At 70.5% G+C, this 26,957-nt stretch carries 23 protein-coding genes and 3 rRNA genes; 6 read left to right on the top strand and 20 right to left on the bottom strand.

The window, feature by feature from the left end; all coding sequences use genetic code 11:
- Positions 1-259 precede the first annotated feature (259 nt).
- From JOF36_RS13405 to JOF36_RS13345, 13 genes are all read right to left on the bottom strand, one after another.
- Entirely contained in the window at positions 260-652 is a 393-nt protein-coding gene (locus JOF36_RS13405) for a zf-HC2 domain-containing protein (RefSeq protein WP_210027104.1), read from the bottom strand.
- A 69-nt stretch (positions 653-721) separates the two neighbouring features.
- Entirely contained in the window at positions 722-1,153 is a 432-nt protein-coding gene (locus tag JOF36_RS13400) for a VOC family protein (protein WP_210027102.1), read from the bottom strand.
- Between the two features lie 835 nt (positions 1,154-1,988).
- The gene (locus JOF36_RS13395) at positions 1,989-2,153 is read right to left on the bottom strand and encodes a hypothetical protein (protein ID WP_210027100.1); all 165 of its coding nucleotides are present in this window, start codon (positions 2,151-2,153) and stop codon (positions 1,989-1,991) included.
- Between the two features lie 111 nt (positions 2,154-2,264).
- Positions 2,265-2,381, bottom strand: a 5S ribosomal RNA gene (rrf, locus tag JOF36_RS13390).
- 129 nt (positions 2,382-2,510) lie between these two features.
- Positions 2,511-5,609, bottom strand: a 23S ribosomal RNA gene (locus JOF36_RS13385).
- A gap of 321 nt (positions 5,610-5,930) precedes the next feature.
- Positions 5,931-7,453 (bottom strand): 16S ribosomal RNA (locus JOF36_RS13380).
- Together the 16S, 23S and 5S rRNA genes form the textbook arrangement of a ribosomal RNA operon.
- Before the next feature lie 1,872 nt (positions 7,454-9,325).
- Complete coding sequence (locus JOF36_RS13370) at positions 9,326-10,771, bottom strand: MDR family MFS transporter (RefSeq protein ID WP_210027096.1); 1,446 nt, start codon at positions 10,769-10,771, stop codon at positions 9,326-9,328.
- Positions 10,768-11,406 (bottom strand): TetR/AcrR family transcriptional regulator, encoded by a 639-nt coding sequence (locus JOF36_RS13365; protein ID WP_210027094.1) that lies wholly within the window; start codon positions 11,404-11,406, stop codon positions 10,768-10,770. Before JOF36_RS13365 ends, JOF36_RS13370 begins: the two co-directional genes overlap by 4 nt.
- A gap of 137 nt (positions 11,407-11,543) precedes the next feature.
- Positions 11,544-12,197, bottom strand: a complete 654-nt coding sequence (locus JOF36_RS13360; RefSeq protein WP_307862361.1) for a TetR/AcrR family transcriptional regulator — start codon at positions 12,195-12,197, stop codon at positions 11,544-11,546.
- Positions 12,198-12,239: 42 nt separating this feature from the next.
- Positions 12,240-12,797, bottom strand: a complete 558-nt coding sequence (locus tag JOF36_RS13355; RefSeq protein WP_307862360.1) for an SDR family oxidoreductase — start codon at positions 12,795-12,797, stop codon at positions 12,240-12,242.
- Positions 12,755-13,042: an SDR family NAD(P)-dependent oxidoreductase gene (locus JOF36_RS40095; RefSeq protein ID WP_307862359.1), complete on the bottom strand. Its 288-nt coding sequence runs from the start codon at positions 13,040-13,042 to the stop codon at positions 12,755-12,757. The genes JOF36_RS13355 and JOF36_RS40095 overlap by 43 nt, the downstream gene beginning before the upstream one ends.
- An 11-nt stretch (positions 13,043-13,053) precedes the next feature.
- A complete protein-coding gene (locus JOF36_RS13350) occupies positions 13,054-14,682 on the bottom strand; it encodes a long-chain fatty acid--CoA ligase (protein WP_210027092.1) in 1,629 nt (542 codons plus the stop codon).
- 93 nt (positions 14,683-14,775) lie between these two features.
- Positions 14,776-15,648 (bottom strand): universal stress protein, encoded by an 873-nt coding sequence (locus JOF36_RS13345; protein WP_210027091.1) that lies wholly within the window; start codon positions 15,646-15,648, stop codon positions 14,776-14,778.
- A 178-nt stretch (positions 15,649-15,826) separates the two neighbouring features.
- On the opposite strand from JOF36_RS13345, the gene JOF36_RS13340 reads away from it, so the two are divergent.
- A complete protein-coding gene (locus tag JOF36_RS13340) occupies positions 15,827-17,089 on the top strand; it encodes a S8 family serine peptidase (RefSeq protein ID WP_210027090.1) in 1,263 nt (420 codons plus the stop codon).
- Position 17,090: 1 nt separating this feature from the next.
- A complete protein-coding gene (locus tag JOF36_RS13335; protein WP_210027089.1) occupies positions 17,091-17,324 on the top strand; it encodes a hypothetical protein in 234 nt (77 codons plus the stop codon).
- 14 nt (positions 17,325-17,338) lie between these two features.
- Here JOF36_RS13335 and JOF36_RS13330 read toward each other — a convergent pair whose 3' ends face one another.
- On the bottom strand, positions 17,339-18,385 hold the full coding sequence (locus tag JOF36_RS13330; RefSeq protein ID WP_210027088.1) for a Glu/Leu/Phe/Val family dehydrogenase: 1,047 nt from the start codon (positions 18,383-18,385) through the stop codon (positions 17,339-17,341).
- A gap of 423 nt (positions 18,386-18,808) precedes the next feature.
- Between JOF36_RS13330 and JOF36_RS13325 the strand changes: the two genes are divergently transcribed.
- Entirely contained in the window at positions 18,809-19,027 is a 219-nt protein-coding gene (locus JOF36_RS13325; protein ID WP_210027087.1) for a three-helix bundle dimerization domain-containing protein, read from the top strand.
- Between the two features lie 137 nt (positions 19,028-19,164).
- Positions 19,165-19,875 carry a DUF899 family protein gene (locus JOF36_RS13320; protein WP_210027086.1) on the top strand — a complete coding sequence of 237 codons (711 nt, stop codon included), beginning with the start codon at positions 19,165-19,167 and terminating at the stop codon, positions 19,873-19,875.
- A gap of 13 nt (positions 19,876-19,888) precedes the next feature.
- On the opposite strand, the gene JOF36_RS13315 is transcribed toward JOF36_RS13320, so the two are convergent.
- From JOF36_RS13315 to JOF36_RS13295, 5 genes are all read right to left on the bottom strand, one after another.
- A complete protein-coding gene (locus tag JOF36_RS13315; protein WP_210027084.1) occupies positions 19,889-21,196 on the bottom strand; it encodes an aspartate aminotransferase family protein in 1,308 nt (435 codons plus the stop codon).
- A 76-nt stretch (positions 21,197-21,272) separates the two neighbouring features.
- Positions 21,273-21,569: a YrhK family protein gene (locus JOF36_RS13310; protein WP_210027083.1), complete on the bottom strand. Its 297-nt coding sequence runs from the start codon at positions 21,567-21,569 to the stop codon at positions 21,273-21,275.
- A complete protein-coding gene (locus tag JOF36_RS13305; protein ID WP_210035544.1) occupies positions 21,566-21,931 on the bottom strand; it encodes a hypothetical protein in 366 nt (121 codons plus the stop codon). Before JOF36_RS13305 ends, JOF36_RS13310 begins: the two co-directional genes overlap by 4 nt.
- 149 nt (positions 21,932-22,080) lie before the next feature.
- Positions 22,081-23,310 (bottom strand): MFS transporter, encoded by a 1,230-nt coding sequence (locus tag JOF36_RS13300; protein WP_210027082.1) that lies wholly within the window; start codon positions 23,308-23,310, stop codon positions 22,081-22,083.
- 99 nt (positions 23,311-23,409) lie between these two features.
- Positions 23,410-23,880: a MarR family winged helix-turn-helix transcriptional regulator gene (locus JOF36_RS13295; protein ID WP_210027081.1), complete on the bottom strand. Its 471-nt coding sequence runs from the start codon at positions 23,878-23,880 to the stop codon at positions 23,410-23,412.
- 77 nt (positions 23,881-23,957) lie between these two features.
- Between JOF36_RS13295 and JOF36_RS13290 the strand changes: the two genes are divergently transcribed.
- Together JOF36_RS13290 and JOF36_RS13285 are read left to right on the top strand one after the other, a co-directional pair.
- Positions 23,958-25,043 (top strand): FUSC family protein, encoded by a 1,086-nt coding sequence (locus tag JOF36_RS13290; protein ID WP_210027080.1) that lies wholly within the window; start codon positions 23,958-23,960, stop codon positions 25,041-25,043.
- A 79-nt stretch (positions 25,044-25,122) separates the two neighbouring features.
- Positions 25,123-26,073, top strand: coding sequence for a LysR family transcriptional regulator (locus JOF36_RS13285; RefSeq protein ID WP_307862358.1), 951 nt, complete (start codon positions 25,123-25,125; stop codon positions 26,071-26,073).
- Here JOF36_RS13285 and JOF36_RS13280 read toward each other — a convergent pair.
- Positions 25,976-26,863 carry a LysR family transcriptional regulator gene (locus tag JOF36_RS13280; protein WP_210027078.1) on the bottom strand — a complete coding sequence of 296 codons (888 nt, stop codon included), beginning with the start codon at positions 26,861-26,863 and terminating at the stop codon, positions 25,976-25,978. The two genes, JOF36_RS13285 and JOF36_RS13280, sit on opposite strands and share 98 nt — an antisense overlap.
- Positions 26,864-26,957 lie beyond the last annotated feature (94 nt).

Below are 26,957 nucleotides of genomic sequence, written 5' to 3'. Positions count from 1 at the left end.
TGGTGCCGGTGCCGGGGCCGGGGCCGGGTCGGTGGCCGGTGCCGGTGTCGGGGCCGGGTCGGTGGTCGGTGACGGGGCCGGGTCGGTGACGGTGACGGGGCCGGGTCGGTGGTCGGTGGTCGGTGATCGGTGATCGGTGATCGGTGATCGGTGACGGTGACGGGATCAGAGTCGGGGCCGGGGCCGGGGCCGGGTTCGAGGTCAGAGCCGGGCCGAGGCCGGGGACGGTGCCGGGGTCAGAGCCGGGGCGGGGACGTGGTCAGGCGGCCCTGATCCCGCAGCGGCACGGTGCGCCGTCCTGGCAGCCGCAGCCGCAGGTGGCGAGGCAGCCGCACACCGAGCCGGCCTCCTCCGCATCGGTCGCGGCGCTGTCGCAGCAGCCCCCGGGCAGGCAGCTCAGTTCCGGTGCCGCCGGGACACGCTGGGGTTCCCGTTCCACGATGCCGAGGGACGCCAGCAGTGCTCCCGCGATGTCCGGAACGTGCTCGGCGGGCCGGACCCGGGCGAGCCGGGCGACGGACCCGGCCTCCAGCTCGTAGGCACGGCACGCCGCACACCCGGCGAGGTGCGCATCCGCGGCCGCACGCTCCGCCGCGCCGGCCTCCCCGTCCAGGGACGCGGACACGACCTCGCGGCACTGCTGACAGGTCATACCGTCACTGTCGTACACGAGGTCCGTCCGGTTCCACCCGACCCCCATCCGGACCAACCGCCAACTCCTCTACTTCGCGAAGATCTGCGACTCGTCGGCGAACGCCTTGAACTCGAGGTTGTTGCCGGCGGGGTCGGTCAAGAACATCGTCCACTGCTCCCCCGGCTCGCCCGCGAAGCGTTGGTACGGCTCGATGACGAACGTCGTGCCCGCCGCGCGCAGCCGGTCCGCGAGCTCGTGGAACGCCGGGACGGACAGGACCAGCCCGAAGTGCGGGACCGGGACGTCGTGCCCGTCGACCGGGTTGTGCGCCGGCGCGGCGGACCGCGGCGCGACGTGCGTGACGACCTGGTGACCGTGGAAGTCCCAGTCCACCCAGGCCTCCGACGAGCGACCCTCGGGGAGCCCCAGGACCCCGCCGTAGAAATGCCGTGCGGCCGCCAGATCGTCGACGGGGACGGCGAGGTGGAAGCAGGGACGGGCAGATGCTGCGGTACTCATGGGGACCTCTCACGACGACGACGGCCGAGCCTCCGACCGCGCTCACCACGGTATCCGTACCTGCCAACGCGCGTCCGACGGTCGCTCCGTTCACGGAACACCAGGCGACGAGGGGCACACCGGAGTAGTTCGATCACGCGTGGACGACGCTGAGGTACCCCTCGCAGCCGCCGGGCGCCGGCGCTGCGCCGCTACGCCGCCCCTCACGGGCTCGCGGGGCCGCGAGGGGCACGTCAGCGCACTTCGATCAAGCGGCGCAGGCACTGAGGTGCCCCTCGCCGCACGCCGTAGTCGCTGCGCCGCTCGGCCGCCCACTCCCCGACCGCAGCCCTGGGCCAGGGAAGCCCGCACTCCCGCGCCCCGGACCGCTCGCCCGGCCGAAAGGCACGTCAGAGCAGTTCGATCATGCTGAGGTGCCCCTCGTAGCCACCGCGCGTCGGTCCAGCGCCACCCACGCCAGCTACGCCGCCTCTCACGAGCTTGCGGGGCCGCGAGGGGCACGTGAGAGCACTTGGATCATGCGGACACCGCGCTCAGGTACCCCTCGTAGTTCCTCGGGCCGCTCCGCCGCGCACTCACGAACCCTGGGGTCGGTGGGAGGAACCGTCACGCCGGCGCCCCGGACCGCTCGCCCGGGCGAGGGGCACGTCAGGGCGGTTCGATCATGTGGATGCCGCGCTGAGGTACCCCTCGTGCCGCCCCGCACGGTGTCGCGGAGCCGGCCGGACCGCTCGTGCCGCCCCGCGCCGCGCCGCTCACGGAACCTCGAGTCGGCGAGGAGCCGTCGCCACAGCCGGGCGTTTCTCGGGGCGAGGGGCACGTCAGGGCGGTTCGATCACGCGGCGACGACGCTGAGGTGCCCCTCGCAGCCGAATCCGCACGGGCCGTTGGCCGAGAACGCACCGAAGCCCGGGTCGCGCCGCACCCCGCCGCAACCGCGCCGGGTCTCGCCGCGCCGGGTCGCGCCTGGTCGCGCGGCGCCGTGCCCGGCTCGCGCCACGCCGGCGCACATCCGCTCCGGAGTGTGCCGTGAGCCGGTTTCGGGCGCACAAAAAGGAGCGCCTCCCGAACCCGTAAAGGTTCCGGAGGCGCTCCATCATGCACAGTTAAATGTCGGCGGCGACCTACTCTCCCACACCCTGTCGAGTGCAGTACCATCGGCGCAGGAAGGCTTAGCTACCGGGTTCGGAATGGGACCGGGCGTTCCCCTAACGCTATGACCACCGACAACACTATCAACTTATCCCCCCAACCAACAGGAAACCCCGTTGGTCAAAGGTCCTGACACACACAACCAACCCCGAAGACAGGGATGGTTGTGGGCTCAGGGCCACACAGTGGATGCGAACAACTCGTTGTGAGCAAGCCCTCGGCCTATTAGTACCGGTCAACTCCACCCCTCACAAGGCTTCCATCTCCGGCCTATCAACCCAGTCATCTACTGGGAGCCTTACCCACTCAAGGTGGTGGGAGACCTCATCTTGGAACAGGCTTCCCGCTTAGATGCCTTCAGCGGTTATCCCTCCCGAACATAGCCAACCAGCCGTGCCCCTGGCGGGACAACTGGCACACCAGAGGTTCGTCCGTCCCGGTCCTCTCGTACTAGGGACAGCCTTCCTCAAGTCTCCAACGCGCGCGGCGGATAGGGACCGAACTGTCTCACGACGTTCTAAACCCAGCTCGCGTACCGCTTTAATGGGCGAACAGCCCAACCCTTGGGACCTACTCCAGCCCCAGGATGCGACGAGCCGACATCGAGGTGCCAAACCATGCCGTCGATATGGACTCTTGGGCAAGATCAGCCTGTTATCCCCGGGGTACCTTTTATCCGTTGAGCGACACCCCTTCCACAAGGCGGTGCCGGATCACTAGTCCCGACTTTCGTCCCTGCTCGACCTGTCAGTCTCACAGTCAAGCTCCCTTGTGCACTTACACTCAACACCTGATTGCCAACCAGGCTGAGGGAACCTTTGGGCGCCTCCGTTACTCTTTAGGAGGCAACCGCCCCAGTTAAACTACCCACCAGGCACTGTCCCTGAACCAGATCATGGCCCGAGGTTGAGACACCCAATTCGACCAGAGTGGTATTTCAACAACGACTCCACCACCACTAGCGTGGCCGCTTCACAGTCTCCCACCTATCCTACACAAGCCGAACCGAGCACCAATACCAAGCTATAGTAAAGGTCCCGGGGTCTTTCCGTCCTGCCGCGCGTAACGAGCATCTTTACTCGTAGTGCAATTTCGCCGAGTCTGTGGTCGAGACAGCGCCCAAGTCGTTACGCCATTCGTGCAGGTCGGAACTTACCCGACAAGGAATTTCGCTACCTTAGGATGGTTATAGTTACCACCGCCGTTTACTGGCGCTTAAATTCTCCGCTTCACCCCGAAGGATTAACGGGTCCTCTTAACGTTCCAGCACCGGGCAGGCGTCAGTCCGTATACATCGTCTTGCGACTTCGCACGGACCTGTGTTTTTAGTAAACAGTCGCTTGGGCCTGGTCTCTGCGACCACCCACCCCTAGCCGGCAAGCGGCTTCAAGGCGAGTGGCCCCCCTTCTCCCGAAGTTACGGGGGCATTTTGCCGAATTCCTTAACCACAGTTCGCTCGATCGCCTCGGTATTCTCTACCTGACCACCTGTGTCGGTTTGGGGTACGGGCCGCAACAGCACTCGCTAGAGGCTTTTCTCGACAGCATGGGATCACTCTCTTCGCCTCAATCGGCTACGCGTCACCTCTCACCCTTCACGACCCCCCGGATTTACCTGGGAAGTCAGGCTACAGGCTTACACCACGACAACCACCGCGTGGCGGAGCTACCCTCCTGCGTCACCCCATCACTTGCCTACTACCGGATCGGATCCCACGCTCCCCCACAAACAAGAGCCCCGAAGGGCTCAGGGTAGGTTCGGATGGTTAGCATCACCGGCCCCAGCATGGACGCACTATCACGAGCACGGGAATATCAACCCGTTGTCCATCGACTACGCCTGACGGCCTCGCCTTAGGTCCCGGCTCACCCTGGGCGGAACAACCTGGCCCAGGAACCCTTGGTCATCCGGCGGCAGAGATTCTCACTCTGCATTCGCTACTCATGCCTGCATTCTCACTCCCACACATTCCACCCGTAAATCACTCCCGGGCTTCACCACATGCAGGACGCTCCCCTACCCAACAAGAACCTAGTTCTCATTGCCACGGCTTCGGCGGTGCGCTTGAGCCCCGCTACATTGTCGGCGCAGGACCACTTGACCAGTGAGCTATTACGCACTCTTTCAAGGGTGGCTGCTTCTAAGCCAACCTCCTGGTTGTCTGGGCGATCCCACATCCTTTCCCACTTAGCGCACGCTTAGGGGCCTTAGCCGGTGATCTGGGCTGTTTCCCTCTCGACCACGAAGCTTATCCCCCGCAGTCTCACTGCCGCGCTCTCACTCACCGGCATTCGGAGTTTGGCTGACTTCGGTAAGCTTGTCGGCCCCCTAGGCCATCCAGTGCTCTACCTCCGGCGAGAAACACACGACGCTGCACCTAAATGCATTTCGGGGAGAACCAGCTATCACGAAGTTTGATTGGCCTTTCACCCCTACCCACAACTCATCCCCCAGGTTTTCAACCCTGGTGGGTTCGGGCCTCCACGACGTCTTACCGACGCTTCACCCTGGCCATGGGTAGATCACTTCGCTTCGGGTCTACACCCCGCGACTATAGGCGCCCTATTCGGACTCGCTTTCGCTACGGCTACCCCACACAGGTTAACCTCGCCACGAAGCATAACTCGCAGGCTCATTCTTCAAAAGGCACGCCATCACCCTACAGACGAATCCGCTTCAGGCTCTGACGGCTTGTAAGCACACGGTTTCAAGTACTATTTCACTCCCCTCCCGGGGTACTTTTCACCTTTCCCTCACGGTACTAGTCCGCTATCGGTCATCAGGTAGTATTTAGGCTTGACGGGTGGTCCCGCCAGATTCACAGCGAATTTCACGGGCTCGCTGCTACTCGGGAACAACATCCACAACACGTGCCATGCTTTCGCGTACGGGGCTATCACCCACTACGGCGACCCTTCCCAGAAGTCTTCCGCTAACACAACACAACGCCGTCCCACCCTCGGCAGAAGGTGAACAATGCATCCCACAACCCCACATCCGCAACACCTGCCGGCTTGACACGGACACGGTTTAGCCTCATCCGCTTTCGCTCGCCACTACTCACGGAATCACTGTTGTTTTCTCTTCCTGTGGGTACTGAGATGTTTCACTTCCCCACGTTCCCTCCACGCACCCTATGAATTCAGGTACGGGTAACGCCCCATGACGGGCGCTGGGTTTCCCCATTCGGACACCCTCGGATCACAGCTCGGTTGACAGCTCCCCGAGGCCTATCGCGGCCTCCCACGTCCTTCATCGGCTCCTGATGCCTAGGTATCCACCATGTGCCCTTAACAACTTGACCACAACAAGATGCTCGCATCCACTATGCAACACTCAACCCACAACCACACCCACCCCCACCACAACCACCACACCCACACAACAGGGAGCGTTAGGAAGAGCAGGACCAGAGCGGCCAAAGAAAACCCCACCACCCACCAAACGGGCGCGGTGTCCTCTCAGGACCCAACAGTGTGCCGAACCATGATCTGGCGCTCAATGTGTTCCACCCAGCCACACCCCAGGACACGAACGGCCCTGTCAGATGCGGTCTCAGATAAGGAACCAACTTCAGTCAACGAAGAACAAAAGCTGGCGCCCCACTACACGTGGGACTCCTTAGAAAGGAGGTGATCCAGCCGCACCTTCCGGTACGGCTACCTTGTTACGACTTCGTCCCAATCGCCAGTCCCACCTTCGACGACTCCCTCCCCAAAGGGTTGGGCCGCCGGCTTCGGGTGTTACCAACTTTCGTGACGTGACGGGCGGTGTGTACAAGGCCCGGGAACGTATTCACCGCAGCGTTGCTGATCTGCGATTACTAGCGACTCCAACTTCACGGGGTCGAGTTGCAGACCCCGATCCGAACTGAGACTCACTTTAAGGGATTCGCTCCACCTCACGGTCTCGCAGCCCTCTGTATGAGCCATTGTAGCATGTGTGAAGCCCTGGACATAAGGGGCATGATGACTTGACGTCATCCCCACCTTCCTCCGAGTTGACCCCGGCAGTCTCCCATGAGTCCCCACCATTACGTGCTGGCAACATGGAACAAGGGTTGCGCTCGTTGCGGGACTTAACCCAACATCTCACGACACGAGCTGACGACAGCCATGCACCACCTGCACACCAACCACAAGGGAAGCCCTATCTCTAGGGATGTCTGGTGCATGTCAAACCCAGGTAAGGTTCTTCGCGTTGCATCGAATTAATCCACATGCTCCGCCGCTTGTGCGGGCCCCCGTCAATTCCTTTGAGTTTTAGCCTTGCGGCCGTACTCCCCAGGCGGGGCGCTTAATGCGTTAGCTGCGGCACAGAAACCGTGGAATGGTCCCCACACCTAGCGCCCAACGTTTACGGCGTGGACTACCAGGGTATCTAATCCTGTTCGCTCCCCACGCTTTCGCTCCTCAGCGTCAGTATCGGCCCAGAGACCCGCCTTCGCCACCGGTGTTCCTCCTGATATCTGCGCATTTCACCGCTACACCAGGAATTCCAGTCTCCCCTGCCGAACTCAAGTGATGCCCGTATCGACCGCACGCTCAGAGTTAAGCCCCAAGTTTTCACGGCCGACGTGACACACCGCCTACGAGCTCTTTACGCCCAATAATTCCGGACAACGCTCGCACCCTACGTGTTACCGCGGCTGCTGGCACGTAGTTGGCCGGTGCTTCTTATCCAGGTACCGTCACCCGAAAGCTTCGTCCCTGGCGAAAGAGGTTTACAACCCGAAGGCCGTCATCCCCCACGCGGCGTCGCTGCGTCAGGCTTTCGCCCATTGCGCAATATTCCCCACTGCTGCCTCCCGTAGGAGTCTGGGCCGTGTCTCAGTCCCAGTGTGGCCGGTCGCCCTCTCAGGCCGGCTACCCGTCACCGCCTTGGTAGGCCATCACCCCACCAACAAGCTGATAGGCCGCGGGCCCATCCCCAGCCGAAAAAACTTTCCACCACCCAACATGCGTTGAGAGGTCCTATCCGGTATTAGACCCAGTTTCCCGGGCTTATCCCAGAGCTGAGGGCAGGTCACCCACGTGTTACTCACCCGTTCGCCGCTCGTGTACCCTCGAAGGGGCCTTACCGCTCGACTTGCATGTGTTAAGCACGCCGCCAGCGTTCGTCCTGAGCCAGGATCAAACTCTCCAACAAAACCCTGACAAAACAAACGATCCACAGACCCGACGGGGTCAGACCTGCGAACCACAACAATCTGGCACAAAAACGCCAAACCATATAATAGCTCGACACACTGTTGAGTTCTCAAAAGACACCCGCACCACATCACCGACCGTAAAGCCGGATCCGAAGGCGGATCGCCTTGACCCCACCACCATAACCACACCGGATCTCTCCGATGCGACCGGGGGGTCGTAGTGGCCAGCGGGCCTGTTGACCGGACCTCCAGGGCCCGTTCTGTCCGGCTCACTCGCTGACAAGGAATAAGTTACAGGACGGTGGAAGGCCTGCGAGCAGGGGGGTCGCTTTGCCGTGTTTCCGCAGGTCATGGACGTATCCGGGCGTCCCGAGGCAGCTGGTCGTCCGGCACCCGCGCCGGGCACGGGCCCCGCAGCGCGTCCTCTGCACCGGCTCGCAGCCGGACTTCTCCGTCGGTGGTGCTTCGATCGAGGCCATCCTCGTCGGCGCGGAGTCGCCCGTGCCCGAACCGGCCGACCGGGCCACGTTCCCGTCGGCTCGTCCGTCGGCTCGTCCGTCGGCTCGTCCGTCGGCTCGTCCGTCGGCTCGTCCGTCGGCTCGGCGGCGGCGGCGGTCGGACGCCTCGGGTGCCCCCCGGCCGGGCAGGTCGACCGAACTCGCCTGCGTGATCCGAGCCCATCCTGAAGCGATCGGACGGCCTGTTCGAGCGGAGCTACGAGGCGCTCGGCGACGGCCCGGCCCAGCGCTCCGCGGCGTTCGGCGATCTCGTCGGGGCCCCGGTGAGCGAGACCCACCCCCGTCTCCGGATGGGGTGCCGAGCCCGGATCGCGCGTCACCGTGGGGACGTTCCGGTGCCGTTCGAGTGCGGTCCGGGCGCGAGGGTGCACCGAACCGAACGTTGCTGTCATCGCAGCACGGTGAGTGCACCACTCCGGGCCCCCGTGACTCCGGGTCACGCTGCCGGCCCTGCCGGCGGCGGGCGAGCGCTGGTCACGGCACAGCCGGCGGTGCAACGCCGAGGTCCCCGGCGCCGAACTCCGGGTCCGCTTCCCGCTGCCTGCGGCGGTGCCGCCGCCGACACGCCGGCGCGTGCCGGGAACTGGTTTTGGAGGGGTGTCGCCGGAGATCGGAAGATCAGCGCCGGTGCCGGGCCACGGACGGAGGGCGCCCGGTTCGGCGCGCTCGGCCAGTTCAGCGGACCCGGCCAGTTCAGCGAGCTCGGCCAGTTCAGCGAGCTCGGCCAGTTCAGCGAACTCGGCCGGTACAGCGTGGTCGGCCGGTACAGCGTGCTCGGCCGGTTCGGCGAGCTCGTTCAGCGCGCTCGACGGGTGGGGCGCGCTCGGCCGGTTCATCGAACTCGGCCGGCGGGGCCGGTACCGACCTCGCGACCGGTACTTCGGGACGGTACTTCGGGACCTGTACGTCACTTCGGGACCTGTACGTCGAAGCCCGCCCCAGCAGGTCACCGTGCAGAGCCATGAGAAGGAGTCGCGAGGAGCTGGACCCGGCTCCCACCGCGCTCGGCGCCCGGTGGACTTCGATGCCACCCGGCAAGGCACGTGCGCCGCAAGCTCGTTCAGACCGCCGCGGTGCGCGTTCGTCGTCTCCCGGGCAATGGTGCTCGGCTACCTGCCGGTCGTCACGTCCGAGGCCCCCGAACCGAACCGAGCGACATCGCTTCCCGCGACACGACGCCTGCCGGGAGGCACGTGACAGCAGGCGCCCCAGCGACGGGCACGGCAGGACAGACGACAACGGGCGACCCGGCGACGTGCCGGATCGCCCGCTGCGCGCGCGTGGGACGGGTGACGACCTCAGTGTGGGACGGGTGAGCGCCTCAGCGGCTGCGCACCTCAGTGGCTGGCCTCAGTGGCTGGCCTCAGTGGCTGTGCGCCCGCCGGCCGTCACGCCGGGCTTGGTCGACCGGACCAGCAGCGACAGCAGCAACGCGATGACACCCACCGCACCGGCGACGAGGAAGGCCGCGTGCAGCCCGTCCGCATCCGGAGCCGCGGCCGCACCGGCCGAGGCGAGCGCGGCGACCGTCACGAACAACGCGGTCCCCATCGCACCGGCGACCTGCTGCAGCGTCGAGAGGATCGCGCTGCCGTGCGAGTGGAGGTCCTCGGACAGCGCCCCGAGAGCCTCGGTCATCAGCGGCGTCATCATCAGCGACAGGCCGGCCATGAGGATCAGGTGGAACCCGATCACCACGGCGAGCGGGGTGCCGGGGCCCATCGTGGAGAACAGACCGAGCCCGCCCGCCATCAGCACCGCGCCGGGAATCACCAGCGGGCGCGCGCCGACGCGGTCAAACAGGGCGCCGACCGGGCGGCCGAGCAGACCCATCAGCAACCCGCCGGGCAGCACGGCGAGCCCCGAGACGACGGTGCTGACCCCGAGCACGGTCTGCAGGTACAGCGGCAGCAGCACCGCGGCGACACCGATCAGGGACAGCAGCACCAGCGCCGTCAGCACCAGCGCGACGACGAACGAGCGCTGCTGGAACGGCCGCAGGTCCAGCAGCGGACGGCCCTCCCGCTGCAGCCGGAGCTGCCGCAGGACGAACGCGACGAGCGCCACGGCACCGATCACGGCAGGCACCCACGCCGGCACGCCTCCGCCGGATCCCTTGCCGATCGCGGACAGGCCGTAGACCAGCCCGCCGAAACCGACCGCGGACAGCAGCACCGAGGCGACGTCCAGCGGGACCGGCCGGCCACCGCCCTCCAGGCGGAGCCGGCGGGCGCCGACGGCCAGCGCGATCGCGGCGAGCGGGAGCACCAGCCAGAACATCCAGCGCCAGCTGAGCCCGGAGAGCACGGCGCCGCCGATCGTCGGCCCGACCGCCGGGGCGACGGCGATGACGATCATGATCGTGCCCATCATCGCGCCGCGCCGCTCCGGCGGGATCAGCCGCAGGATCGTCGTCATCAGCAGCGGGAGCATCATCGCCGTCCCGACCGCCTGGACGACCCGCCCCACCAGGAGCACCTCGAATCCGGGGGCGAACCCGCAGATCGCGGTGCCCGCGGTGAACGAGCCGACCGAGGCGATGAAGACGGCGCGGGGGCTGAAGCGGTCCAGCAGGTATCCCGTGGTCGGGATGACGATGGCCATCGTCAGCAGGAAGCCGCTGGTCAGCCACTGCACAGTGGTCGTCGGGACGTCGAGGTCGACGCTCAGGTCACGCAGCGCGACGCTCAGGATCGTCTCGTTGAGGATCATCACGAACGCGGCGCCTACCAGGACCGCGATGAGCGCTCCGGTGCCTCGTGCGGGTACCGGATCGGTACGGGACTGGGTACTCACTCAGGGTCTCCTGCGCGGACGTCGGTGTGGACGGTGGTAACGGCAGCGGCGCCGACGCCGTGCGTCGCGGCTCGCAGTGCGACGCACAGCCGGGCGACCGGATCGGACACGGTCGCGCCCTCGGCGACCTCGGCGGCGAGGTCCTCCCCGCTGATGCGGAGTGCGGCGGCGATCGCGGCGGCGTGCACCCGGACCTCGACGTCGTCGCTCGCCCGGGCGAGCCGTGCGGCGAGGACCTCGGCCAGGACCGGCTCGGCCCGCTCGTGCACGGCCAGCCAGACCGCGCGCAGCCCGGGCTCGGTGCGCGACAGCGCGATCACCGCGAGGACGGCGTCGGCGTCGGCCGCCGCCTCGGGGTCGGCCGGCGGGCGGTACTCGGCGAGCAGGTGCTCGGAGAGCGTCCGCTCCGGCGGCCAGCGTCGCAGCGTCGCGACGACGTGGTCCACGTTGCGGTGGAGGACGGGCTCGACGCAGCTCTCCTTGGTGCGGAAGTAGCGCCACACCGTGCGGGCCGAGAGCCCGACCTCGGCGCCGATCCGTTCACCGCTGGTCGCGGCGACCCCGTGTGCACGGAAGAGCCCGACCGCTGCACGCGAGATCTCGAGCCGCAGCAGGCTGCGCCGCCGGTCGCTCATGGGAGCGCGTCCGCGGCTGAGGGTGTCGACCGCGACCACGTCATCTCCCGCTGTCGTTCAGTGTCTTGTTGTCGTTCACTGACACTAACGTCGACAGCCGGGTGCGCACCACGAGAGCCTCGTCTCACCGCGAGCGGTCAGCGGGGGTGCGCGGTCCGATCCAGGACGCCGTGGCCGGCCGCACGGACCGCCGCCGACAGCCGTTCCACCAGGTCGTCGATCGGAGGCTCCTGCCCGTCCGCGGTCGCGGCGGCGATGTCCTCGGTCGCGATCCGCAACGCCGCGTTGAGCGCCGCGGCCTGCACCCGGATCGCGACGTCGTCGCAGGCCCGGCCGAGCCGCTCGGCCAGGATCCCGGCGAGCACCGGTTCCGCCCGTTCCTGCACCACCAGCCAGATCGCCCGCAGTGCCGGTTCGGCGCGGGACAGCCGGAGCACGGCGAAGACCAGCTCGGCGTCGTCCGGGCCGCTGTCGACCGGGGCGCGGTAGTCGGTGAGCAGGTGCTCGTCGAGCGACCGGCCGTCCGGCCACCGGCCCAGGGAGGCGGTGAACGCGTCGGTGGCCAGGCTCAGCACCGGCTCGACACAGCTCTCCTTGGTGCGGAACCAGCGCCAGAGGGTGCGCGCGGACAGCCCGACCGCGCCCGCGATGTCCTCACCGCTGGTCGCGGCGACCCCGTGCTCGCGGAAGAGCCGGATCGCGGCCCGGGAGATCTCGAGCCGTTGCAGCGCGCGCCGGCGGTCGCTCATCGGCCGCCGGCCGCGCCGGACCGGCGGTGCCGTCTTCCCCACCACTGAATCCTCCCCGATGCCGGGGCGGCCAGCGTAGTCGCCTCAGAACTCCGTGACCCCGGCGTCCGGGGCGATCTCGTGCGCGGTGACGTAGCGGGACTCGTCGGAGGCGAGGAACAGCACCGCGTCCGCGACGTCCTCGGGCCGGGTCACGTCGACCGGGATCAGGTTGGTGAACATCGGTCCGAGCCGCTGGTCGCGCGCCATCGCCGCGCCGATCGAGGCGCCCATGTCCCCGGTGCCCATCGGCGTCGCGACCCCGGTCGGGTGCAGGCTGTTGACCCGCACGTGGTGGCGGCCCAGCTCGACGGCGAAGGCCTTCGCCATCCCGCGCACCGCCCACTTGCTGGTCGTGTACGGGACCATGAACGGCTGGACCTTCATCCCGGCCGCGGAGCTGACCAGCACGACCGACCCACCGCCTGCGGCGACGAGGTGCGGGGCGCCCGCCATGACCGTGTTCCAGACGCCGGTCACGTTGACCGAGAGGGTGTCGGCGAACACCTGCGGATCGACCTCGTCCCACGGGGCGGGCACGCAGATCCCGGCGTTGGCGATCACGACGTCGAGCCGGCCGAGCTCCTGCACCGCGCTGTCCACCGCACCGCGCAACGCCTCGAGATCCGGACGTCGAGCCGGGCCGCGACGACCCGGCGCCCCTCCTTCTCCACCAGCCGTACGGTCTCGTCCAGGTCCTCCGGCGTGGCGTGCTCGTACCGCACGCTCGGCAGCGGACCGGCGACGTCGACGGCGATCACGTCCGCGCCCTCGGCCGCAAGCCGGACGCAGTGCGCCCGCCCCATGCCGCGCGCCGCGCCGGTCACCAGCGCGACCTTCCCTGCCACTCGTCCTCGCGTCACGACGGCAGCGAGTAACCGGAGAACTTCTCGCGCAGTGTCTTCTTGGAGAACTTGCCCACGCTGGTCTTGGGCACCTCCTCGATGAACTCGACCGCCTCGGGTAGCCACCACTTCGCGACCCGGCCGGTCAGGAAGGTGATCAGTTCCTCGGCGGAGAGGGACTCGCCGTCCTTCACGACCACGCAGGCCAGCGGACGTTCGACCCACTTCTCGTGCGCGACGGCGATGACGGCCGCCTCGGCCACCTTCGGGTGGGCCATGATCTCGTTCTCCAGCTCCACCGAGCTGATCCACTCACCGCCGGACTTCACCAGGTCCTTGGTCCGGTCGACCAGCTTGGTGTAACCGTGCCGGTCGACGACGGCGACGTCGCCGGTCCGCAACCAGCCGTCGTCGGTGAACTGCGCGCCGCCGCCCTCACCGCGGTAGTACTCGGCGGCGATCCACGGTCCGGCCGCCTGCACCTCGCCGGTGCTGACGCCGTCCCACGGCTGTTCCTCACCGGTCGTGGGGTCGGCGATCCGCAGCTCCACCAGCGGCACCGGCGGGCCCTGCATCGCGCGGACGTCCGCCTTCTCGTCGTCGGACAGGTCGTCGTGCACGCTGCGCAGCACGCCCAGCGACGCGACCGGCGAGGTCTCGGTCATCCCCCAGCCCTGCAGCAACGGCAGCCCGATGGCGGCCCGGAAACCCTCGGACAGCGACTTCGGCACCGCCGACCCACCACACAGGACCGTGCGCAGCGAGGACAGGTCGTACTCGCCGAGCTTGGGCAGCAGGCCCATCCAGATCGTCGGGACGCCCGCCGCGACCGTCGCCCGGTGGGAGGACATCAGTGTCAGGATCGCGTCGGGGGTCATGTTCGGCCCCGGCAGCACCATCGACGCCCCGGCCAGCAGGCAGCCGTAGGGCAGGCCCCACGCGTTGGCGTGGAACATCGGCACCACCGGCAGGACGATGTCCCGCTCGCACAGCCCGACACCGTCGGCGAACAGCGTTGCCAGCGAGTGCAGCAGCGTGGACCGGTGGCTGTAGACGACGCCCTTCGGGTTGCCCGTGGTCCCGGAGGTGTAGCACATGGCCGCGGCGGTGTTCTCGTCGTCGACGACGAAGCGCCCGGCGCGGGGTTCGGCGGCGGCCAGGAGCTCCTCGTAGTCGGAGATCCGCGGGTCGTCCGGGATCTCGGTCGGCGCGCCGTCGTCGATCACGACGACGTACCGGACCGTCTGCAGCCGGTCGATGTGCGGCCAGAGCAGCCCGAGCAGCGAGCGCTCGACGAAGACCACCTCGTCCGCGGCGTGGTCGGCGACGTACACGAGCTGGTCGGGGAACAGCCGCAGGTTGAGCGTGTGCAGCACCCGGCCGGTGCACGGCACCGCCATGTACAGCTCCAGGTGGCGGGCCGTGTTCCAGCAGAAGGTGCCGACCCGCCCGTCGGCGGAGATCCCGAGGGTGTCGAGCACGGTGGCGAGCCGGCGGACGCGACCGGCCCACTCGGCGATCGTGGTGGTCACGGTGTCCCCGGCCGGGGTGGCGGTGACCAGCTCCTTGTGACCGAAGTACTGCTCCGCGCGGTGGAACACGTGCGGCAGCGTCAGGGGACGGTCCTGCATCAGACCGAGCATCGTTGCTCCTGGATGGTCGTGCGGTGAGGTGGGTCACTGCGCAAACTACCCCGAACCGGGCGTGGAACGGATCATCCGGCCGGCCGGGAGGGCTCAGGGACGGGCGATGAGCACCGGGCTCTGCGCGTGGTGCAGCAGGGCGTGCCCGACCGACCCGAGCAGCAACCCGGTGAGGCCACCGCGCCCCCGGGACCCGACGACGACCAGCCCGGCACGGGCGGACTCCTCGACCAGGGCGTGCGCCGGCCGGTCACGGACGACGATCTGCTCCACCGCGACGTCGGGGTACTTCTCCGACCAGCCGGCGAGCTGCTCGGCGAGCAGCGCGCGCTCCTCGGTCTCCATGGCCTCCCGGTCGATCAGTACCGCGGCGGCCGGGGCGACGTGGACGTCCGACCAGGCGTGCACCGCCCGCAGCGGCACACCGCGGCGCGACGCCGCCTCGAACGCCAGGCCCACCGCGGCCTCCCCGGCAGGCGAGCCGTCGACCCCGAGCACCACCGGACCGCCGGTGTCCGGCGCCCGGTCGCCGCGCACGACCAGCACCGGTGACCCGCCGTGGGCGGCCACCGCGACCGCCACCGATCCGACCAACAGGCCGCTGAACCCGCCGAGCCCCCGGCTGCCGACGACGGTGAGCGCGGCCGTCCAGGACTCCTCGACCAGGACCTGGGCCGGGAACCCGGTCCGCAGCTCCGTCTCGGCCGCCACCCCGGGCGCCGCCGCGGCTGCGACCCGGGCGGCGGACTCGAGCTGCTCGCGGAGGGTGTCGGTCACCTGCTGCCGGTGGACCGGCGCCAGCCCGAGGTCGTGCCGGGTGCCTGCGGGCAACGGGGTGAAGACCGCGACCAGCCGCAGACCGGTACCGCGGGCCGCCGCCTCGGTCGCCGCGGACCGGACCGCGTCCAGTGCGGACTCCGACCCGTCGACGCCGACGACGACCGGACCGTTGCGCTGCTGCGACATCCGTACTCCCCCACCCCCGGCGCACCTCGCCGGCCACCGGGCCATGATGGCGCGCCGCAGGGGCGGACGCACGGGCACTCCGTACCGTGATCGGCGGGACCGACGACCCCGGCGGGCCTGCCGCGGACGGGCCGGTGCGGCACGATGTCGAGGACCGACGTCGATCATCGGAGACGACATGACGGACCCGCGCACGGTCGGCACGGAACGGGCCGGCGGCACCCACACCGGGCGCTACCTGCTGGTGCTGCACGACGAGCTGCTCGGCGACGACGACAGCGCAGCCCGCACCGCGGTCCGGGACCTGACCGGGCTGTCCGAGGTGACCAGCAGCCTGGACCCACCGGCCGGCGCGCACCCGACGCTGCTGTCGCGGCTCGGGGTCGCGGTCGCGGAGCTCGACCCGGACCGGGTGCGTTCGGCACGCGCGGACCGGCGGGTGCTCTCGGTCGAGCCGGAACGCGTGCAGCGGGCCCTCACCGGTCCCGGCCTGTCGGCGGACTACCTGAGGGGCTTCGCGGACGCCGCGACGTTCCTCGCCGGGAAGGCGGCCGCGCCCGCCGGGGCCCCGGCCGCGACCCGGTTCAGCGACACCGACCAGCTGACCTGGGGGCTGGCTGCCACCGGCGTCGACGTCTGCCCGGAGACCGGCGCGGGTGTCACCGTCGCCGTCCTCGACACCGGCCTCGATCTCGGTCACCCGGACTTCGCCGGCCGGCAGGTCGAGTCCCGCTCGTTCGTCGGCGGCGAGCAGGTCCAGGACGTCCAGGGACACGGCACGCACTGCGCCGGCACCGCGTGCGGGCCGGTCGCGCCGGGCTCGGGACGCCGCTACGGCGTCGCCCACGAGGCCGGGATCATGATCGGCAAGGTGCTCGGCGACGACGGCTCGGGCACCGACGCCGGCATCCTCGAGGGCATCGAGTGGGCCATCGCCGGTGGGGCGCAGATCGTGTCGATGTCGCTCGGCGCCGACCTGAACGAGGTCTCCGTCGCCTACGAGAACGCCGGGCGCCGCGCCCTCGACGCCGGCGTGCTGATCATCGCCGCGGCCGGGAACAACGCCGCGCGCTCCACGGGCGACGCCGGGTTCGTCGGCGTCCCGGCGAACAGCCCCTCGATCATGGCGGTGGGCGCCGTGGACGCCGCACTGGCGATCGCCGACTTCTCCGCCGCGAGCTCCGCCGTGGACGGCGGCCAGGTCGACATCGCCGGGCCGGGGGTCGACGTCTACTCGTCCTGGCCGATGCCGCAGCGCACGAACACGATCTCCGGGACGTCGATGGCCACCCCGCACGTCAGCGGGATCGCCGCGCTGTGGTCGCAGCGCAGCGGTGCCCGCGGGCGGGAGCTGTGGACCCGGCTGACCCAGTCCGCGCAGCGGCTCCCGCTGCCCTCGAACGACGTCGGGGCGGGTCTCGTCCGGGCCCCGGGTGCCTGACGTGGCCACGACGCGCCTGCTCGTGTCCATCACGGACGAAGGGGGCATCGACGACGTCGTGACCGCGCTCGAGGCCGCCGGGCTGCAGGTGGAGAAGGTGCTGCGGGGGGTCGGCGTCGTCGTCGGCACCTGCGACGACGAGCGGCGGCCCGCCCTGTCCGGGGTGGCCGGTGTCGCCTCGGTGGAACCGGACCGGGAGATCCGGCTCGCGCCACCCGACTCCGACGTCCAGTGAGGACGGCGGGCCGGTCAGGGCACAGCGGGGAACGCCGGCCGTGCCGCGGCCCGGGCGTCCAGCCGCTCCCGCGCGATCTCGTACGCGACGGTGACCGTGTCGATCCCCCGCGCCGCGGCGGCATCGAGGATCTCCACCGCGGTGGCGCCGATGGTGTCGATCTTCGCGTCGACGCCCTCGTCGCAGCCGTGCACCTCGGCCTCGCAGGCGATGACTCCGCCGGCGTTCGCGACGAAGTCCGGCACGTACGCGACGCCGCGCTCGTGCAGGACCACGGCCTGCCCCGCCGAGACGAGCGGGTTGTTGGCACCCGGCACGAGCGCACGAGCGCGTAGCCCGTCGAGCACGGCGGGGGTCAGGACGCCGCCCGCCGCACACGGGCACAGCACGTCGACGTCCGCGGTGAGGATCTCGTCGACGGCGACCGGGACCGCGTCGGCGACGTCCCGGGCCTCGCGCACCCGGTCCTCGTCCACATCGGCGACGACGACGGTGGCGCCTGCCTCGCGCAGCAGCGTGACCAGCGCGCGCCCGACCTTTCCGAGCCCCTGCACCGCGATCCGGCGGCCCGCCAGGCCGCCGTCCCCGGTCCGGGCCAGCGTGGCACCCACCGCCCGGAAGACCCCGCGGGCGGTGAACGGCGACGGGTCGCGCCTGCTGGACACCGTCGGCACGTGCTTCGCGAGGACCTCCATGTCGGACGCATCGGTACCCATGTCGGCGCCGGGGATGTAGCGACCGCCCAGCGAGGCGATGTGGCGGGCGTGCACCGGCAGGAACCGGGCCTTGTTCGCCCGGGTCGGCTCGGCGTCGATCACGCTCTTCCCGCCGCCGAGATCGAGCCCGGCCAGCACGGACTTGAAGGTCATCGCGCGGGCGAGCGCCAGTGCGTCACGGACCGCGTCGGCATGCGAGGGGTAGCTCCGCATCCGCACGCCGCCGAGCGACGGGCCCATCGTCGTGTCGTGGACGGCGACGGCCGAGCGGATCCCGGAGTCGGGGTCCCGGACGAGGGTCAGCTGTTCGAAGTCATCGGCGTCGAGGGTGTCCAGGATGTTCACGGGGTCTCCACGAATGAGGCGGCGGTAGCCCGCACAGTCCACTGCGCGACCCCTCGCACGGACAAGAGAATTGTCGGATCTGCACTTCGAGGCGCAACGGATGGACGATCTGCCTTCTGACAGCACGTGTTCATTGCGTCGTCACCTGCCGTGGTGGAACCCGTAACGCCGGCCGGGCAACCGGCGAGCCTCCGGTGGACCGCACGAACCCCGCCCTCCATCACAGCCCCCGACGCCGAGGTGTAGAATATGCGTTCGACGTCCTGGCGCCGCCCCGTTACGGTGAGCGTGAACCGCCCGGGCCGTCCCGGCTCCCCCACAGGGGCGGCCGAACCTCTCTCTCCGGGCCCATCCGGCCTTCTGCGTGTGCCGTCGACCGCGACCGCACACCCCCTTCGACGAAACGACGAGACCATCCCGACCGTGTCCGCCCCCGCCCACCCCTCCACCGATCCCAGCGTTCGCGGGGCCGTCGACCGGCTGTCCGCCGAGTTCGCCGGCCGCGCACCGGCCGCCGTCGTCGACCGCATCGTCCGCGCCTCGCGCCAGGACCTCGACACCGTGCCGGTCGCCGCCCTCCCCGAGCTGGTCGAGCGGCTCGCCCGGCAGCGCCTGATCGACACAGCCGCGCCGCGGCACTGATCGACAACGCCGCGCCGCGGCACTGATCGATACCGCCGCGCCGCGGCGCTGATCGCACAGCCGCGCCGCGGCCGATGAGTTGCGCGGCGGGACACGGTCACCACGTCGGGGAACCACACCGACCGTGCGGAGGCACCATGTCCTCGAACACCACGTCCACGTCCACCACCCGCGCCCTGCCACCCGTCGTCGACGGCGAGACCTGGCAGCAGGAACTGGCCGAGCTGCGGGCGAGGGAGAAGGCCGCCACCCGCGAGCTCGACGCCATCGCCGCCCGGCGCCGCCGGCTGCCGATGGTGCAGATGCCCGACTACGTCCTCGAGGGCGAGGACGGGCCCGTGCGGCTCGCCGAGATCTTCGGCGAGCACCCGCAGCTGATCGTCTACAACCACATGTGGCACGACGGCGCGCAGTGGCAGTGCGGCGGCTGCACCGGATTCACCTCGCAGTTCACCCGGCTCGGTGGGCTGGAGAAGTTCGACGCCCGGTTCGTGATCGTCACGCAGGGCCCGATCGACGAGGCACTGGCCTACCGGCGCCGGGTCGGCAACACCATGACCTGGTACTCGACGGCGAACAGCTCGTTCGGCAGCGATGTCGGCGCACCGCCCGGCGGCGGGTTCGCCGTCAACGTGTTCCTGCGCGACGGCGACACCGTGTACCGGACCTGGCACACCGACGGTCGCGGCACCGAGCAGCTGAGCTACCTGTTCGGGCTGGTCGACCTGCTGCCCTACGGCCGGCAGGAGGTGTGGCAGGACTCGCCGCAGGGCTGGCCGCAGGCGCCCACCTACAGCCGGTGGGCGGACTCGGACGAGATCGCGGCCGCCTACGGCGACCCGGGCTGAACGCGCGCCGGCGTCACCCCGTCACCCCGGTCAGCGCCGCGTCGAGGATCTCCAGTGCGCGGGCGATCTCGGCGTCGGTGGTGGTCAGCGGCGGCGCGATCCGGAAGGTGCCGCCCATGCCCGGCAGCTGGACGATGTTCATGTGCAGGCCGAGCTCGGCGCACCGGCGGGTGACGGCGGCACCGAGCGCGTCGGTGTCCGCCGCACCCGAACCGGGGTCCAGCTCCAGCCCGACCAGCAGGCCGCGCCCGCGGACGTCGCCGATCACCGGGTGCCGGGCGGCCAGCTCCCACAACCCGTCCTGCAGGAGCTTGCCCAGGTCGCGGGCGCGCTCGTCGAGGCGCTCGCGGATCAGCACGTCCAGCACGGTGTTGCCGACCGCGGCCGGCAGCGGGTCGTTGACGTGCGTGGTGAAGAACAGGTAGCCACGGTCGTGCGCCTGCTGCTCGATCTGGGCGGTGGTGAGCACGGCGGCCAGCGGCAGCCCGGCGCCGAGCGTCTTGGACAGCGTGAGGATGTCCGGGACGATGCCGTCGCGCTGGTGGGCGTACCAGTCCCCGGTGCGGCACAGCCCGGTCTGTGCCTCGTCGATGATCAGCAGCATGCCGCGCTCGCGGCACTTGTCCCGCAACGCGGTCAGGTAGCCGGGTGGCAGGTCGACGACGCCGCCGGAGCTGAGGATCGGTTCGACGATGCAGGCCGCGAGGCTGCCGACGGACTGCGCGTCGATCAGGTCGAACCCGAGGTCGAGCTGGCGGCGCCAGTCGAGGTTGCCGTCCGGATCGACGATCGCGGGCCGGAACCGGTCCGGCACCGGGAGCGCGAAGTTGCCGGGCGCCGCGGGCCCGTAGCCGGTCCGGCCCGCGACGTAGGTGGCGTTCGCGGCCGCCTGGGTCATCCCGTGCCAGGACCGGGCGAAGGAGACGACCTCGTGCCGGCCGGTGACGAGCCGGGCCATCCGCAGCGCGGCCTCGTTCGACTCGGCGCCGGTGGTCAGCAGCAGGGCCCGGTCCAGCGCCGTCTCCCCCGGCGGCACCGGCACGCTCTCCCCCAGCCGTCGGGCCAGCTCGACGACCGGGCGGGACAGCATCCCGCTGTAGAGGTGGTCGAGCCGGCCGACCTGCTCGCGGACGGTGGCGACGATCTCCGGATGGGAGTGGCCGAGGATCGCGCTCATCTGGCCCGAGGTGAAGTCCAGCAGCTCGCGGCCGTCCTCGGTGAACAGCATCGTTCCGGCGGCGCGCTCGACGAGCCCGGGGCTGAAGGCGCCGCGGCCCGCGTAGCGGATCAGATGGTGGTCGGGGGCGATGTCGTCCGGCATGGGTCGACGCTACGAACCAAGACCGTCCCCGCGCGACGTCCGTCAGGCGGACCCGGGCCCTCGGTGGTCGGGGTCCTCAGTAGTCGTAGGCCCCGCCCTCCGCGCCACGGCCGGGGTGGAAGCGGCGCAGGTGCACGCGCCGGGCGAGCCGGATTCCCGGCCGGATCATCATCTGCACGCTGCCGAGCAGGAACATCCAGGTCCCCCAGAACACCAGGGCCTCGGAGAAGAACAGGCAGCTGCCGACGACGAACCACAGGCCGATCATCAGGTCGTTGACGATGCTGACGACCTCGTAGCGCTGCCGTAGGACCAGCTCGTCGTGCCCGATGTGGAAGACCACCGTGCCGCGGTCGCCAGACCCTGTCGTCACGGGTGTTCGTCCGGCCGCGCGGTGTGGCCGGGACGCCCGCGGGTTCGCCTGCGCTCCTTGACCTCGGCCTCCATCACGTGCCGGCGACCCGCGACCACCTCGCCGCGGACCGCGCGGTCGAGGTCGCGGAAGGTGCGGTAGTAGCCGTCGTCGTACTCCTCGACGACCTGGAACGTCCAGCGTCCGGCCAGGACGTTGAGCCCGATCAGCTCGTCGCTGACGCGCTGCGCGAGGTCGGTGTGCCCGGACCGGGTGAGCCCGTCGACGACGTCGTCGAGCAGCTCGTCGGCGTGGCCGGTCAGCTGGTGGAACGTGTAGAGGTGCCCGCGGGCACGCTCGATCATCTCCACGGCCTCGTTCATCTTCCCGACGGCCGTGACGGCGTCGTCGGAGACACCGGCCGGGCGCAGGTGCAGGGGGTCGGGGGTGTCGGCGTGCTGCTCGTCGGTCACGGCGGTGGACTCCCCCGGATCCACCCGGGACAAACCGGGTACCGCGCTCCCCGCTGAGGTCAGCGCGCTGCCCGGACGGCGTCGCGCGGTGTCCGGATCACCGCCGTCGCGGTCCCGACCACGAGCAGCACCAGCAGTGCGCCGAGCACGATCAGCATCGGGACGTCCCAGCCGCCGGTGTACTCGTACGCCGCGCCCACCACGAACGGCCCGGTCGCCGCGACGAGGTACCCGCCGCCCTGCACCAGCGCCGACATCCGCCGGTTCTCGGCGAGGTCCCGGGCCCGGCGCACCACCAGCGCGAAGATCACCGTGATCCCGCCGCCCTGCGCCGCGCCGCCGAGCACCGACCACACCGGCCAGCTCTGCGGGGCCAGGAGCAGACCCAGCGGGAGCGCCGTCCAGACGACGCCGACCAGCGCGACCGGCATCCACGGTGCCGGGCAGACCCGTAGCAGGACCGGGACGCCGAACGCCCCCGCGATCGCCGAGATCTGGAACAGCGACGCGCTGAACCCGGCGGCCTCGGACGTCATCCCGAGCTCGTCGGTGAGCAGTACCGGCAGCCAGGCCGTGACGCCGTAGTAGGCGAAGGCCTGCCCGGCGAAGGCCACCGTGAGGCCCCAGACCACCGGGCGCCGCCACCAGAGCGGGCCGCTCGCCTCCACGGACGGCCCGGTGTCCGTCGCCGCACTGTCGTCGTCCTCGCACAGGTCGCGGGTCGCGAGCCACCACGCCACCCCCGCGACGAGGACGAGCCCGGCCCACACCGCGAGCGCGAACCGCCAGTCGGTGGCACCCGCGATCGGCGCGGTGAGCGAGAGCGTCGTCATCGATCCGACGTTGAGCGTCGCGGTGTAGAGCCCGAGGACGGGCCCCGCCCGCTGCGGCAGGTCCCGGCCGATGACGACCGGCACCGCGACGTTCCCGACGGTCACCGCGGCGCCGATCAGCAGGGTTCCCGCGATCGCCTCGGGAAAGCCGCCGAGCGAGCGCAGCACGATGCCCGCGGCGAGCACCACGAGCGCGATCAGCACACCCCGGCCCAGCCCGAGCCGGGCCAGCAACAGCGACGCGGCCGGCGTCGCGAGGCCGAAGCAGAGCACGGGCAGGCTGGTCAGCAGGCCCACCGTGGCCGCGTCGACCCCCAGGCCCGCCTGGACCTCGCCGGTCACGGCGGAGACCGCCACGATCGGGCCGCGCAGGTTCAGCGCCAGCAGGACGATCGCGGTGATCAGCAGCGCGGGGGCGACGGCGCTGCGCGTGGAGGTGGGGTGCGTCGTGGACACCGGCTCCATGCTGACGGGCGCCGGCGGCCGGGGCACCCGGTCGTGAGCAACGACAAGTTCCGGTTCCGCCCGCCGGCTCACTCCCGGCTCACTTCCGGCTCACTCCCAGGCGAGCAGCGCGCTCCGCAACAGCGCCGCCAGCTGCTCGCGCTGGTCCGGCGTGAACACCTCCAGCAGCTCCGCGTCGGCGGCCAGCTGGCGCGGCAGCAGGTCGTCGACCAGCCGCTCCCCCGCCGCGGTCAGCGACACCCGCGCGGCACGCGCGTCGTCGGGGTCCGCCCCCCGCCGGACCAGACCGGCCGCACCGAGCTTGTGCAGGCGTTTCGTGGTGGCGGCGGGCGAGCCGACGACCCCGGCGGTGAGGTCGCCGGGCCGCAGCGGGGCGCCGTGGCGGCGCAGCTGGCTCAGCACGTCGAACTCGGCGCGGGTCAGCCCGGCCCCGGCGAGCTGCGCGTCCGCGGCCTCCTGCAGGACGCGGGCCGCGCGCAGGATCCGTCCGACGACGGCGACCGGCGCGGTGTCCAGATCGGGCCGGCGGCGCGCCCAGTCGTCGCGGATCCTATCGACCACATCACGTTCGGCCCCCATCGGACCCCTTTCGTACACAAGTGAACTACTATCGTTCACCAGTGAAAGGAGCCTACCCGGTGACACAGAGCCTGACCCGCGAGCTGACCCGGTTCGCACCGCACGCCGGGGCGCACCGTCCCGCGCTCCGATGCGTGATCTCGGTGGCGGTTCCGATGCTGGTGCTGCTCGCCATCGGGCGGACGGACCTGGTCGGCGCCGCGGCGTTCGGCGCGTTCACCGCGATCTACGGCCGTGACCTCACCGTCCCGGCGCGCACCAAGGTCCAGGCACTCACCGGCGCCGGGCTCGTCGCGAGCGTCGGGATCGGGGTGCTCGCCGCACACCTGCCGGGGGCGCCCTGGCTCGCGCTGGCGGTGGTGGTCGCCGTCGCCGCGGTCGGGTCCCTGGCAGGCGAGATGGTCGGCTGGAAGCCCGGCGGGCCGCTGTTCTTCGTCTTCGCGGCCGGAGCGTTCGCGAGCATCCCGGCCCTGTCGACCGGCGCGGCCCTGCAGGTCGTGGCGACGACGGCCGCCGCGGCGGCGTTCTCGGTGGCCGTCGGCAGCGCCGGTGCGGCACTGCGCACCCACGTGCGGGGTCACCGGCCGCTCGTGTCCACCGGCGCGCGCGAGGCGCTGGCCCGCGGCACCGTCACCGAGGTCGTCGTCGCCTGCCTGCTGACCGCGCCGCTCGCCGTCGTGCTCGGCACCGAGCACCAGTACTGGGCGCTCGTGGCGGCCATCGTCCCGCTGACCGTGTCCGGCACGACCGCCCGGCTCGCCCGCGCCGTGCTGCGGATCGCGGGCACCGTGGCAGGGCTCGGGGTCGCCGCCGTGCTCCTCGGACCGGAGCTGCCGGTCTGGGCGGTGGTGCTGATCGTCATCGTGCTGCAGGCCGGCGCGGAGCTGTTCGTGCTGCGCCACTACGCCGTCGCGCTGCTGTTCATCACGCCGATGCCGTTGCTGGTCAGCCACCTCATGTCCGCCGAGCCCGCGCCGGCGCTGATCGTCGACCGGTTGCTGGCGACGACGATCGGGGTCGCCGTCGCGCTGCTGGTGCTCGCGGTGCGCGGGAACGCGTCCGCGATCGCCGGGTTGCTGCGGCGCCGGCCCGCACCCACACCCACACCCGCACCCGCACCCAGCCGGCCGTCGAGCGGCACCTGAGGGCTGTTCGATCTCGGGGACACAGCCCTGACATGCCGTTGATCATGCAGGAGCGGCCCGCCGGAGTACGGTGCGACGGGTGGACCTGCGACTGGTCGAGTACTTCCTGGCCGTCGTCGACCACGGCGGGACGACCCGGGCGGCGCAGGCGCTCTACATCTCCCAGCCGTCGCTGTCCCAGGCGATTCGCACGCTCGAACGGCAGCTCGGCGTCACCCTGTTCGACCGCTCCCGGCGCCACCTCGTCCTGACCCCCGACGGCGAGGCGTTCACCGGACCGGCCCGGCGCATCCTCGCCGACGCCGAACACGCCCGCAGCCGCGTCCGGTCGGTCCGCGACCTCACCTCCGGACGCCTCCAGATCGCCGCGGTCGCCACCCTGACCGTGGATCCGCTCCCGGACCTGGCCAGCGCGCTGCGGGCGAGTCACCCGGGCATCCGGCTGACCGTGCTCGACCCCGGGAACACCGCCGGGGTGGTCGGCGACGTACGCCGTGGCCGGGCCGAGCTCGGGCTGATCGACCGCCCCGTGCCGGACGGGTCGTTGCCCGTCCGCGAGCTGTGGGACCAGGAGACGGCGCTCGTCCTCCCCCCGGCACTGGCGGCCGAGCTGCCCGATCCGGTCCCGCTGACCGCGCTCGCCGGGATCCCGCTGATCGTCGAGCTCTCCGGCTCCCCCAGCCGCGCGGTGCTCGAGGCCGAGCTCGGGGACCTCGTCGACGTCGGGGTCGAATGCGCCCACCGGCAGGCGATCGGCGAGCTGGTCGTGCACGGCGCCGGGGCGGCGTTCCTGCCCCGGCGGATCGCGGAGGGCGAGCTCCGCGACGTGGTGGTGCGCTCCACGGTCCCGCCGATCCGGCACACCGTCCGCGTCGTCCACCGGCCGGGCCCGCTGTCACCGGCGGCGACGGCGTTCCTGCGTGCCGCCGAGCTCATCCGGGACGGGCCTCCGCCTCCGCCACGCCCACGAACGCCTGCCCCGCCGGGGACAACGCCGCCGGATCGAACACGAGACCGTACGACCGGCTGATCGGCGGGTCGATGTCGCGCACGACGGCCCCGCGCGCGACGGCGTTGTCGGCCAGGGACCGTTCGAGGAACGTGGCGCCCACCCCGGCCAGGACGAACGGCAGGCGCGCCTCCCGGTTCTGCAGCACCGCCGCGGGCCGGATCCCCCGGCCGGCCCGGCGCACCGACCGTTCGATCTCGCCCGCCTGGGAACCGCCTCGCGGCACGATCACCTGCGGCAGGTCGGGCAGCGTGGACAGCGGCATCGGGTCGTCCGGCGGGACCTGCGAGCCGGGCGGGAAGACCAGGCACCACTCCTGCACACCGAGCTCGCGGACCTCGAGATCCGCGCTGTCCAGCGCGGGCAGGTGACAGAACACGATCTCGCAGTGCCCGTCCCGGACCATCGACGCCGCCGACGCCTCGTCCCGCAGGTCGCCGATGCGCACGGCCACCCCGGGATACTCCTGGCGGAAGGCCCCGACCAGGCGGGCCACCGGTTCGGCGGCCAGGCTCGCGAACGTGACGAGGTCCAGCCGCCCGCGGGGCTTCCCCGCCGCGTCCACCACCGCCCCCCGGGCGGACACCACGTTGCGCAGCATCCGGCGCGCCGGGCCCACCAGCGCGTGACCGGCGGAGGTCAGCACCATGCCGCGCCCCACCCGGTGGAACAGCTCGACGTCGAGATCGCGCTCCAGGACGCGGATCGCCTGCGAGACCGTGGGCCGGGCCACGCCGAGCGCGCTCGCCGCGGCGTTGATCCCGTCGTGGTCGACGACCGCGAGGAAGTACCCGACCTGGTTCAGTTCCATCAGCGGCCGACCCTACCGGCCACACGTGCCCCGCGACGCGCCTCTGACCTGGTCACATAGGCAACGCCTCACACCGTGTTCGCGCCCCCGTCTT

It is taken from the genome of Pseudonocardia parietis, assembly GCF_017876315.1.
In the GTDB taxonomy this organism is placed as follows: domain Bacteria; phylum Actinomycetota; class Actinomycetes; order Mycobacteriales; family Pseudonocardiaceae; genus Pseudonocardia; species Pseudonocardia parietis.
This window is presented reverse-complemented; position numbering and strand designations above follow the sequence as displayed.

Coding starts and splice junctions, on each gene's coding strand:
- JOF36_RS13405 (WP_210027104.1), bottom strand. CDS start 652: ATGACCTGTCAGCAGTGCCGCGAGGTCGTGTCCGCGTCCCTGGACGGG.
- JOF36_RS13400 (WP_210027102.1), bottom strand. CDS start 1,153: ATGAGTACCGCAGCATCTGCCCGTCCCTGCTTCCACCTCGCCGTCCCC.
- JOF36_RS13365 (WP_210027094.1), bottom strand. CDS start 11,406: ATGAGCGACCGGCGGCGCAGCCTGCTGCGGCTCGAGATCTCGCGTGCA.
- JOF36_RS13350 (WP_210027092.1), bottom strand. CDS start 14,682: ATGCTCGGTCTGATGCAGGACCGTCCCCTGACGCTGCCGCACGTGTTC.
- JOF36_RS13345 (WP_210027091.1), bottom strand. CDS start 15,648: ATGTCGCAGCAGCGCAACGGTCCGGTCGTCGTCGGCGTCGACGGGTCG.
- JOF36_RS13340 (WP_210027090.1), top strand. CDS start 15,827: ATGACGGACCCGCGCACGGTCGGCACGGAACGGGCCGGCGGCACCCAC.
- JOF36_RS13320 (WP_210027086.1), top strand. CDS start 19,165: ATGTCCTCGAACACCACGTCCACGTCCACCACCCGCGCCCTGCCACCC.
- JOF36_RS13315 (WP_210027084.1), bottom strand. CDS start 21,196: ATGCCGGACGACATCGCCCCCGACCACCATCTGATCCGCTACGCGGGC.
- JOF36_RS13305 (WP_210035544.1), bottom strand. CDS start 21,931: ATGAACGAGGCCGTGGAGATGATCGAGCGTGCCCGCGGGCACCTCTAC.
- JOF36_RS13280 (WP_210027078.1), bottom strand. CDS start 26,863: ATGGAACTGAACCAGGTCGGGTACTTCCTCGCGGTCGTCGACCACGAC.